Source organism: Sulfuricurvum sp., assembly GCF_028712165.1.
Taxonomy (GTDB): domain Bacteria; phylum Campylobacterota; class Campylobacteria; order Campylobacterales; family Sulfurimonadaceae; genus Sulfuricurvum.
Genome location: NZ_JAQTQR010000083.1, coordinates 1 through 11,484, shown reverse-complemented (window position 1 = coordinate 11,484; position 11,484 = coordinate 1). Strand labels below are relative to the sequence as shown.

The window sequence follows — 11,484 nt, the reverse complement described above, 5'->3', positions numbered from 1 at the left end:
TCCACGGCTACCGCCAAGAGAGAGTCAACAAAAGCAAAACCGAAACGATTGATATCGCCAAAGCACTCACTATCGGTGCTGGGTATCAAGTATCTGTAGGTGCCAGTAAGAATGAGACGGTGGGGATAACATTCACCGAAGAAGTTGGTGTTCTTAAACATACTATAGTGGGTGAGAAGTATGAGATTATGGTGGGGAAAACCAGTATTACAATGTACGCTAATGGGGATATATTCATTGAGGGGGATGACATTGATATCATCGGAACGGATCATATCGAGATCATTGCGCCGAAGATATACATTGACGGAGGAAAAGCAGAAACCGTTTGGAATATACGTTTGACCAACCTGCATACTCATGTCATTAGTAAAATTGTTGACAAAGATATTGTATTGAAAGCAGATACGACATTAGCTGATGGAACAGCGGTTCAAGCAACACTTCTTGCTTTAGACCGGATGGGTGATGTGTTAGTAAAAGAGACGCATTCAACGAGTGTAAGCGACTCGCAAATAGAACAAACGTACGATACTGATCAAATGCTAAAAAGCCATAATCTAGAACAATCTGATGTTAATAAATTTGTAGGAGAAGTAGAATGGCAGGAGTAAGCAGCAAGGGAAGCTCACAACATGTGAAAATACCCGAAGAATGGCATGTTCTTATTCTTGTAGCAGGTACGACGGATCCAATCAATGCAACAGAAGCGGCAGAATCACGGGCAGTAAGCTATGACTTTAATGATAAAGAGTATAAAGCAGGCGCAAAAAAATATTGGGATGCAAAATTTTATGATGAAATCGTTAACTTGGAGAAAACAAATGGCAATATTATTTTGTTTCCTTTTCACGGGTGGACAGGAGATAATGGAATCCATAACCGTGAAGTAGCAGGGAGATATCTTATAAACCGCTTATGCGGTGCAGAGGGAGAAAAACCGTATTATGAGAATAAACACCGGACGATGTATTTTCATCTTCTCGGGCATTCTCATGGCGGAAACGTGGTCAATGAAATGACGAAACAAATTGCACGGTTAGGTGGTGCGTGGCCAGAGAAATGGAAAGTAAAAAGTCTGATTTATCTTTCAACCCCATTTTTCAATGAGATACATCAGGCAAAAATAAGCCAAAGCTTTTTTCACAAAGATGCCGAAGTTCTAAATCTTCGAAATGATTATGATTTGACGCAGCGTATGTTGGCAGATTTTTCGATAGAAGCACTTTCAAGCGTTTTGATAAAGATGGATTATACGGCACTTAATAACGCAATAGATGAGTTCAAAAAAAGCTTAGAGCCACTTAAGAATTTTGATTTTGATGTGGCTAAGCTGGGTGTTGAAGACAAAGATGATCGATGGTTACATACCGATATCCGAATTACTTATAATTATTATGACGGTAAAATACTCTATGAAACACTTGTAAAAGTATTGGAAACATTAGATATTGTTTTGGAAAGAGTTACAGATTTAATAAATGATTTGCAAGACGGATCAAAGTTTCGAATCAGTAAAAAACTTCAAGCTGATATGGGTAATAAACTTTCCGATTCTAAAACTATTATCTCTCCAAGCACCGCAAAAAAAATAAAAGCCAATATTAGTGAACTACAAACTGACTGTAAAGCATCTATTCCTAAGCTAAAGCATACAATCAATGTTAATGAACCGTCAAAATCGAATTACCTAGTTACTGATCTTATTAAGGATTTAAATCTATTAAAAATTACAAAATGGTTAGAAAGATTTTTGAGTATTGATACAACCACATTGCATTCAAGTGATCAAAATGCTCTTTGGAATATAGTATATGAACTATTGGAACAAAATATAGAAAAGTTTGATGATACGTATGCTATTCCCTCTCCTCAGCTAAAAGGGACATTTTTAGAACATAAACTGACTGATCTAAATGTAACTAGTCGAGATCGATACGACTCAAAAACACAAAAAATAAATTATAAGATGTTTATCAAAAGGGTGGAACAGATAGAAAAAAACTATAAAGCATCTCCTAATCAGCATAACCTGCTTGATTTGGTTTTTCTACTCATTGAACAAGAAGTACCGCTTCATAAACTTCTGAATTTTGGTTATTGGAAGAGTTGGTTTACAAAGGGAGTATTTAAAAACGCAAAATCTGATTTAGGGCAAATTATTGCTATTTTCGAAAAGCTTGATCGAAACTATTTGGCACTTTCTATGACACGAAATTTCGGTGGGACTAAATCTAATGATGACTGTTCTGTAAATGAAATGAAATGTGGAAGTGTCCCCTATCTCCTCATTGAGTCACACTCTACGAGTCGAAGAGTCTTACACAAAGAAGTAGCCGAGTTTATTAATCGTCTTAGTAGCACTAAAAAGGTGGGAAAATGAAATTTAAATTATTTGTTATTATTTTTATAGGAATTTATACGTTTGCATTAGCAGACAACTCATTTATGAAAATATGTAAAAATCCAAACCAGAGTGATCTAAAAACGTTAATTGCAATCAAAAAATTTATCTTTAACGGTTATGATCCTAACCGTTACAAAGAAGCATTTATATCAAGAGATTGCCAGGATCTTAATCAATTTCTTAGCACTACAAAAAGTATTTCATTATCGGGTCGTGATTTAGAAGATGTTTCTATACTTCAACATTTTCCAAATCTACAAAGAGTCACTCTTCATGGAAATAAAATAAAAGATTTAACTCAATTGACAAAAATTTCAAATTTACAAGATTTAGATATTAGCAATAACCCTGTAACAGATTTTACCCCTTTGACATCATTAAAAAAATTGGAAAGTCTAGCAATCAACAACGAGAGCATCACTGATATTACTGCACTTGGACAAATAAAATCTCTTAAATCGCTCAGAATCTATTCAGATGGGATTACGGATATTACTCCATTTTCCAATCTCACAAATTTGGAAGATTTGCTTATAAACAGTGTAAATGTTTCAAATGTATGTGGTTTAAATAAATTAACAAAATTAAAAATTCTTAATATAGGTAATTGTGAAAAAGTTAGCGACATCTCTTGTTTAAAAGATTTAAAACAATTAGAAGAACTTGATATCACCTCTACGAAAATCAAAAAGATTGATGTCGCAAAAAACTATAAAAACTTGGTTTCATTTAGTGGCTGTGACAGTTTAAGGGATATGAGTCCGCTTGTAGGGTTACAAAAACTGGAATATGCAAATGCGTATAGCGCAAATTTAATGGAGTGTTCTCCAAGTCGTATAGAAGAGGTTAGAGCTGGAAAACATTGCACAAATGAAGACTATGCAAATTTAAATAAACCATGGTGGAAAAAGGTACTCGGATTATGAAAATGAAATATATATTAATTGTCAGTTTAGCTATAGGAGCCTGTACATTTGTATCGGCAGCACCCTCATTTATGAAAACATGTCAAAAACCGACTTCGAGTGATTTGAAAACATTAAAAGTACTTAAACAAGATATGTATATCAGTCTTCCTAAAAAGTACAGTATGGCGTTCAAAAAAAAGGATTGCAAGAGTATGTACAAATACCTGCAAAGTGTAACCGATTTGGGACTCAGCGGGAATCAGGCGGATAAGGTATCTTCTGTCGCGGATTATCCTGATCTTCATCAGATCGATTGGATGGATGATATTTCACTGTTGCGATACTTTCCGAATCTCCAAAAAATTGATTTGAGTACCAATGAAATTATGAGTTTAAAACCATTGGAAAAAATGGTTCATTTGAGAGATCTTGATATTATCAGTAATCCTGTAACCGATTTTAGCCCATTGGTAAAACTCAAAAACTTAGAGCAGCTCGAAATCAGTAACGCTGAGATTACGGATATAACGGCAATCGGACAGATTCCATCTCTCAAATCTTTGACGATCTATTCGGATGGGCTTAAAGATATTTCACCTTTGGGTAATTTGATAAACATGGAAAAACTAAGGGTATCATCCGATGAAGTTACGGATATATGTGCATTGAATAGCCTCGTCAAATTAAAAGAACTGGACATAGACGGGTGTTCAAAAGTGAGTGATATCTCCTGCCTAAAAGATTTAAAGGCGTTAGAAAAACTCAATATCAGCAATACGGCAGTCAAGGCAATCGATGTTGTGCAAGAGTATAAAAACTTGGTTGTTTTTAACGGTAATGATTCCATGCAAGATATGAGTCCGCTTGTAGGATTGGAAAAATTACAAGCGGCGGACACACGCAGTGTGACTCTTCTCGAATGCTCTCCGCAAACTATTGATGAAATTAAAAGTGGCAAGAGTTGTGATAAAAAAGAGGATGAGAATGTAGACAAACCCTGGTGGAAAAAGATATTGGGATTATAAGTTTTTCCTCTTATTTTGACGTCTTTTTATTAATTACCTTTTCATTATGCGGAAGAAAGTCTCTGAAGTCTTTGATGTAAACGGCATTAATCCCTTGTCCAAGCGCATGAACATCGGCGTCCAAACGGAGCCAACGGTTGACCTGATATTGCACAAGGACACTCGAAAGGGTGTCATTTTTATAGAGGACGCGAAGGTCTTTGTTTAGCTTCGCACCCACTTCAAATCCCATTCCCCCTTCAGAATTAGTGAGAATATTCATCGTATCGATTTGGATTTTTGTCGCTCCGTTGATGAGACCTTTGAGCCCGGCACCCAACATAAAGTTGGTCGCATCGGCACGAACTCCGGAAGAGCTGTTGTCTCCCGCTGCCGTACTGGCAGGGGTGCCAAAGAGGATATAGCTCATGATGTCATTTTGAGTCATTACCGGATCCGAGCTGAAGAGGAAAATAGGTGAATCGAGGGTGTGGGTAACATAGATGAGGATTTTTTTATAGTCTACTTCATAGGCAATAGTCATATTCAAATAAGGGTTCATAGGAACATCCCCGCCAAAATAGATTTCACTCGGTTTGATAGTGAACTCTTTTCCGCCCGTTTTGGCAGTACCGGAAGGGATGCTTACCATACCCAAAATCTGCATAAGGGCAATAGGATCTTTCCAGAGGGTGATATCAGGATTTAACCGTAAATCAAGTTCTTTCGTCTGGTAATGGATCGGTTGTTGAGCCGTTATGTGGAGGTTCATAGCAAGCTTTATTTGGCTTGGAGGGCGGACATCTTGGATAATGATAATATCATCGTCCATGACTTTCAGCTGTTGCAACGGCAGATAGGTGATCGTTGCATCGAGTATGTTGATGGAACCTGCAAGCGTTTGGTTTGCTTGTGCATCTCGTACAAAGGTGATATCTGCTGCTGCATGGGCATCGCCTTCCGGACCGTGATAGCTGAAACGATCCGATTGCAGCCGCAATGATGCGCTCAAATCCGGAGAAACTATTCCGTTTAGAAGCAGCGTGTCGTATATCCAAAATTCGTCGATACTAAGCTTTCCGTCCGCTTCCAGATGCATGTGTGAGATTTTATCGCTCATCACGTCATGACCGGCAACTTCGAGACGGTAATGGGGAATTGTGATGTTGCCATCATTATAGGTAACACTGATCTTGCCGTCGGTTCCTCCAAAAGATCGCTGAGAATCCAGAACTGCCGCATACCATGGAATACTAATATCGCTTTGGATATGGAGGGTATGGTTCAGGGTTACATGGGTTTTCGCCCGAACTTCCATATCGTAATATTCGCCGTGACTTAGTTCTATAGGTTCCAGTTTGGAAAAAGAGGCAAAAGCGGAGGGGATCACAGTATCTATGTTGAGAGTGCTTTGATTAGCAGCCAGACTCCCTTCAAAATCGAAAAAAGCACCGATGTAGTTTCCTGAACCTTTGATACTCTCCCCGTTCAAAGTAGCCGTTAGGGCCAACGCTTCTCCGGATAAATTGATTTGGCTGACATTGGATTCATTGCTGAGATAGAGTGCGAGGTGTTCGGGCGGTTTATGTTTCCACTCCTTCCATAGCGGTGCATCCTGTTGGAGTGTGAGATCTCCTTTGAGCGAATGATGGCCGTTTTGGGTGGAAAATTTTCCGTTGAAAAGAGCTGCGTCATGGGTTGCGTCGATGGATCCTTCAATCGCATTTGAACTGAGTACATATTCTCCCGCAGCTTTGAGCTTAAGCGGTGAGGCACTTAAAAATGTGGGGAGGGAGGGGATAAAGTTGAGGTTTTGATGTTCGCTTAGTAGATCCCAAGTGAAACGCTCATAATCATGACTCAAGAGATGGAGCGTACTTCCATCGAGAGTCAATATACCGTTCACTCCGCTCGTGTCGTCCGTAAATTCACCGTGCAGAGTATTTGCCGGAAGAAGGTGGGCTGAAGTGATAAGGCCGTCAAATTCGGTTGTTGTTTTACCCGCTAGTGTATAGCGGAGGTGCTGTTTTGTTTGCATCGAATCTTGGAGGCGTTGCAGCAGATAGGTCGCATCAATATCAAAATAATCATCATCATAGCGGTAGCGAAAATCGAGGGCTATCGTATTGGCATTAAGCAAAGCATCTTGTTTGGACGGGAGGCTGGCAATGGAAGTCTGCAAAAGAGCTTTGGTGTCGGAAAGCTCAGCAATTTTAACTCGAACAACGCGTGGTAATGTCGTAAACTTTCCGCTGTAGGGAGCCAATTCGGTCGCATTGGGGTAAAGATCAGCTACTCCGACGAGGGCGTTTTTGGATACTTTTCCATGAACTGCACCGCTGGCATAGCGCGATTTCAGTGCTGCATTGAAGGTTGCAAAATTGAGCACATTTCCATCATAGCTCCCGTTTTGAGCATGAATATCGAGCTCAATGGGATAGCTACTGATAAGCTGAAGATTGGTAATAGTGACTTCTCGGAGTTTGAATGTCGGAAAAGGCCATACAGAGGTCTCATCACTCAAAAAATCGTTCAGATGGAGTTGCAGCCCGTCGATACGGATAGAATCAATCGTATGTTCTCCCTCCAGCATTTTGACGAGATTGTATTTGAGAACGAGCGTTTTGGCTTTACCTTTTGTGCTATTGACATCATAGAGGGTAAAACCTGTGAGCAAGGATCCCTCGGATCGTGAATAGTGGATGTCGAAGGGTTCGAGAAAGTAGGTATTAACAATGTCGAGGCTGTCCGGTCGAAATGCGATATAAAGAGCTGCCGAAGCAAGTAATACGGCACTGTAAAGGAGAAAGTGAAACGTTACAAACAGATGTTTAAGCCACTTTAGCCAAGGGAGTGAACGGAATCGTTTCAAAACAGTTCTCCGATTCGAAAGTGGATAGCATTTTGGGCAAAATCTTCGGGATTAAATCCAAAATCAATTGCAACCGGACCGACGGGAGTAACATAGCGGAATCCAAACCCTATCCCTAAATACCCGTCTTTTGCATAATCGGGAATGATATTTTGCGATGCAAAAGTGACATCACTGAACAAAACTCCTCTAAACTCTTGATAAATCGGGAAACGGTATTCCACTGTCCCCTCGGTTATTGATGCAAAGCCGATAGGGTCACCGTCACTGTTTTTAGGCCCTAAATCCCGGTACATGTAGGCACGGTTTGAATTCATCCCCCCGGCGTAAAAACGATACGATGAGGGAACGGATCCGTCATAGACTCGAAGGGTTCCCCATTTGAGTTTGGCTCCGAAGACTTGCTCATCGATACTGGTGATGTACGCACCTGAGAGAAGGGATTTAAAATAGGTTGCATCCGATAACCCGGGAGTATAGAGTGATCCCATCACATTGGCATTGAGCCAATATCCTTTGGTCGGATTGAGCGGTTTATCCCGTGTATCGTAATTGAGTTCTCCAATCGGAGAAGCGATGAAAAGTTTGCTGTTTGGAAACGTAGTAATATCTTTACTTTGATAGGTTTTAACTTCGTCAAATAAAATCCCCATCATTGCCGAAGCCGGTTTGTCTTGATATTTGGCGGTCAGTTTTTCATAGGTACTTGCAGTTTTATATCCGTCGAAAATCTCGTTTTTGTACCCGATTTCAGCTCCCAGCAAACCTCTGTTTTCCAGCGGAAGCCCAAATGTTCCTGACGCTTCTTGTTTGAGCGGTGAATAGCGTGCATCCAGAGAGAGGGTTTTTAAATCACCTAAAAAATTACGGTGTTTTATCCCTGTCTGGGCGGTTATCCCCTCATCACTGCTGTACCCTAATCCTGCGGTGAAACGGATCGGAAGTTCGGCTTCTTCGATATTAAGCATGATCGGAACCACACTCCCGTTACGTTCGTTGTCGTTAATAATAACGCGTGTTACCCCCTCTTGTGCGTATAGGGCTTCATAACTCTGACGGATAGCTTCTACGTTGTAGGGATCCCCCTCTTTAAAACGGAGCATTGAGGCGGTAAGTTTCCCGTTGATATTCGGAGTCGATTCGACATTGACAGCCCCGAAGGTACAGGGCTCTCCCGGTGTGGCTTCGAAAAGAAGATAGGCATGATTGGTTTCAATATCAACCCATGCTTTGGAGTTGAATTGGGCATTGCAATATCCTGCCTGCGCATAGCGTTTTTTGATTTCAGCTTTGGATGCGGAGAATTTCTCTTGGTCGAAAACGTCATTGTTTTGGAGTGAAACGGCCGAATCCACATCAATCGGACTGTTGATTTTTACGTCACCCACGAGGATGGGATCATTTTCCTCTATTTTGAAAACAACAGCGTTATCTTTGGTTTCGGAGGTGATTTTTGCGTGGTAAAACCCCTTGGATCGGTAAAAACTTGTCAGTCCGGAGAGACTTTGAGATACTGCTGCGGATTCGATGGAGGGGAGGTCTTCCCATACCTCTATGGGATAGGGTTTTCGCAAGCCCAATGCATCATAGAGGCTGCTATCGGATATTTTTTTGTTTCCTTCGAAGGTGAGCGTAAGAGGAGATGCAAGAAGACAAAATGTCCATGCAATTAGCAACATAACAATGCGCATACACTCTCCTCACTAAAACTTCTCTATTTTACCCTAAAAGCCCCAAAGAGTAACATAATAATAGCGATCTCTAACGGAAACAAAAGAATGTGAAGCCCGTAAACCTGCACCTTTGCATCGGATAATCCGTAATGCTCCAAGAGCTTGTAGAATCCGTACGAGAGGAGCAGTCCTGCAAGATAGCCTTGCTGTTTGGCAATATCGATCCATCCCATAATGCGGGCTTTTCGGGCAAAATGGGTTTCTGCACGAACCAAATACCCGCCAAACACAAAGGAGAGCTGATAGGCTCCGTAGACGATAAGCGCCGTTATCTGATATTTAGGAAAAACGAGAAAATATCCGATCATGCCGAGCATAATGATTTCTGCAGCGAGAGAGAGGATAAAAAAGCGCTTCAGCCGCATAAGATAATGGTATACGTACGCCATCCCCATCAGCCCTAGAGCAAGAAAGATCCCTCCCGCGGAGAATGTGGAAGGACTGAGTGAACCGTAAATTGTAAAAACAGACCCTCCCACCATTCCGGTGAAGAGGGAGTTTAAGAATTTGTAGCGGATATAGGGACGGAATAATAATTTCATTAGAATTTAGCGTTTAAGCCGATAGAAATAGTGCGTCCGTATGTTCCGTATCCGAAAACTTCCTGATAAAGTTTGTCGGTTAGGTTGTCTGCTTTGAGATAGACGGTCAGGTTAGATGTAATATCGTAATTTGCAAATGCATTCCAAAGAGTATAACGTCCTGTTTGTACCGAAGTGGCCGGATAGGTGGAGTAGTCGGTGTCCGGACGGGTTCCGATATAACTTGCGGCAGTGCCCAGCGTTAGTTTGTCACTCGGATAGTAGGTTAATGATCCGTTAAAAGTATCATTCGGACGGCGTATTAACGCGTTAGCGTTTTTATCTTTCGTGAAAAGTTTGTTATAAGAGAGATTCATTGCTAGGATGTTGGCAAACGTATTGTTATAACGCACTTCGTACCCTTTGAATGTAGATGTCCCACTGACTTGTTCATTCACATAGGTGGATGGATTGTATCCGATGAGATTGTTGACACGGTTATTATAATATGTGAGACTTAGATGTTTGTATTGTATCGTCGTATCGAAACTTTTAGTGGTCTCAGGCTGGAGATTCGGATTGCCGTAATAACCTGCATACAATTCATAAAGTGACGGAGTGCGGTAAGCTGTTCCGTAATTGGCACTGAGACTTATATCTGTATTAAAAAGATATTTTGCTCCAATTTTACCGGTAGTTTTATCGGCAAAAGTATCATATGCATCCCGTCGAATTGATTCGGTAAGGATCAATTTTTTCAGGTGGTTGGTATTGGTGAGGAAAATTCCTTTGGAATTGAGTTCTTTGGCGCTAATCGTATCTTTTGAATGTAAAGCATTTATACCTGCTATGACCGATCCGTTCGTGGTGTATTGGAATGTACCTAAAAGATTGAACTCTTTGTTTTCCCCTTTAAATCGTGTTGTAGATCCGAGCGGGTCATTTTTATCGAACGTACTTGATGCATACGTCGCATCAATGTAATTTTTTGTATTAAAATGGTGGCGATATCCTATAGAAGTGAGTCGATTGATTTGATGTATTTCATTTGCCGTACTATCGGGTTGTCCGTAGGCATCATAATGGATGTTTGCGTCGATAAAATTCATCTGGGCACGAACAGTGTCTGCTGCGGTAAGATCGTAAGCTATTTTGGCATTAAGCGTTTGGTTGAGATAGCCATCTGATTCGTATGCTTTTGGATCTTTACCGCGAGGCGTTTGCGAGGAGATTCCATCGGTTTTAAATTGATTGGCTCCGATATAGTATGAAAGCGCTCCGACTTTTTGGGATAGATTGGCTCCGATTTTGGATGTTGCATAGGTGCCGAATTCGATATTTCCCGCTGCTTGGAGTTTTTCGGTCGCTTGTTTGGTGATGATATTGATGACACCTGCACTTGCATTCGCTCCCCATATACCGCTTTGTGCTCCATAGATCACTTCAATTTGTTCGATATCATTAATCATCAAATGCTCAAGCTGGCTTTGCCCTTTCGTCGTTGTCGGATCGTTATAACGGATTCCGTCAATCATGACAACAGTATTCTCAGAACTGAATCCGCGTTGGAAAAAGGAGCTTTGTTGGCCAATACCGCCGCTTTGGGCGATTGGGATATTGCCGAGCAGACGTAAAGCATCTATGACAGAGGTAATATGTTTTTCTTCGAGTTCTTCAGCAGTAATGATTTGTATGTTTGAGGTGGTTTCTTTGAGAGACTGTTCGGTTTTGGAAGCACTGATCACAATCGGATCGAGAGTGAGGTCTTTGGCCTCTAATGAAGCAACGAGAGTCGCGCAGGCGACCAATGAAAGGGTGTATTTAAACATGAGTGTCCTTGAAATAGTGTCGTAATAATGGATGAGGTCAGGACACTCTTTGGAGGAGAAACAGTAGAGTAGGTGTGGATAGGATGAGTAGGGCAAATCCATGCGATACGGGTGATATTTTGGAGGAGGCGCACTTGGGAAGCATACGCTTGAATCGCAACAAGCGAAAAATAAGTTTTACCAAATCCGCGCGGTGAACGCATCGCTATC

At 41.0% G+C, this 11,484-nt stretch carries 8 protein-coding genes and 1 pseudogene; 4 read left to right on the top strand and 5 right to left on the bottom strand.

Features of this window, described 5'->3' with window-relative positions:
* From PHP90_RS12340 to PHP90_RS12325, 4 genes are all read left to right on the top strand, one after another.
* On the top strand, nt 1-614 hold a 614-nt coding region (locus PHP90_RS12340), incomplete at its 5' end, for a hypothetical protein (protein WP_299930417.1).
* Entirely contained in the window at nt 602-2,383 is a 1,782-nt protein-coding gene (locus PHP90_RS12335; protein WP_299930414.1) for a hypothetical protein, read from the top strand. The genes PHP90_RS12340 and PHP90_RS12335, both read left to right, overlap by 13 nt.
* Complete coding sequence (locus PHP90_RS12330; RefSeq protein ID WP_299930411.1) at nt 2,380-3,333, top strand: leucine-rich repeat domain-containing protein; 954 nt, start codon at nt 2,380-2,382, stop codon at nt 3,331-3,333. Before PHP90_RS12335 ends, PHP90_RS12330 begins: the two co-directional genes overlap by 4 nt.
* A gap of 2 nt (nt 3,334-3,335) precedes the next feature.
* Nucleotides 3,336-4,340 (top strand): leucine-rich repeat domain-containing protein, encoded by a 1,005-nt coding sequence (locus tag PHP90_RS12325; protein WP_299930408.1) that lies wholly within the window; start codon nt 3,336-3,338, stop codon nt 4,338-4,340.
* A 10-nt stretch (nt 4,341-4,350) separates the two neighbouring features.
* Here PHP90_RS12325 and PHP90_RS12320 read toward each other — a convergent pair whose 3' ends face one another.
* The 5 genes and pseudogenes from PHP90_RS12320 to PHP90_RS12300 all read right to left on the bottom strand — a co-directional run.
* Entirely contained in the window at nt 4,351-7,191 is a 2,841-nt protein-coding gene (locus tag PHP90_RS12320; RefSeq protein ID WP_299930405.1) for a translocation/assembly module TamB domain-containing protein, read from the bottom strand.
* Nucleotides 7,188-8,882, bottom strand: a complete 1,695-nt coding sequence (locus PHP90_RS12315; protein ID WP_299930402.1) for an outer membrane protein assembly factor — start codon at nt 8,880-8,882, stop codon at nt 7,188-7,190. The genes PHP90_RS12320 and PHP90_RS12315 overlap by 4 nt, the downstream gene beginning before the upstream one ends.
* Nucleotides 8,883-8,905: 23 nt before the next feature.
* Entirely contained in the window at nt 8,906-9,466 is a 561-nt protein-coding gene (locus PHP90_RS12310; protein WP_299930399.1) for a hypothetical protein, read from the bottom strand.
* The gene (locus PHP90_RS12305) at nt 9,466-11,274 is read right to left on the bottom strand and encodes a TonB-dependent receptor (RefSeq protein ID WP_299930396.1); all 1,809 of its coding nucleotides are present in this window, start codon (nt 11,272-11,274) and stop codon (nt 9,466-9,468) included. Before PHP90_RS12305 ends, PHP90_RS12310 begins: the two co-directional genes overlap by 1 nt.
* Nucleotides 11,220-11,484 (bottom strand): annotated as a pseudogene (locus PHP90_RS12300) (hypothetical protein); the annotation flags it as partial. The gene PHP90_RS12305 and the pseudogene PHP90_RS12300, both read right to left, overlap by 55 nt.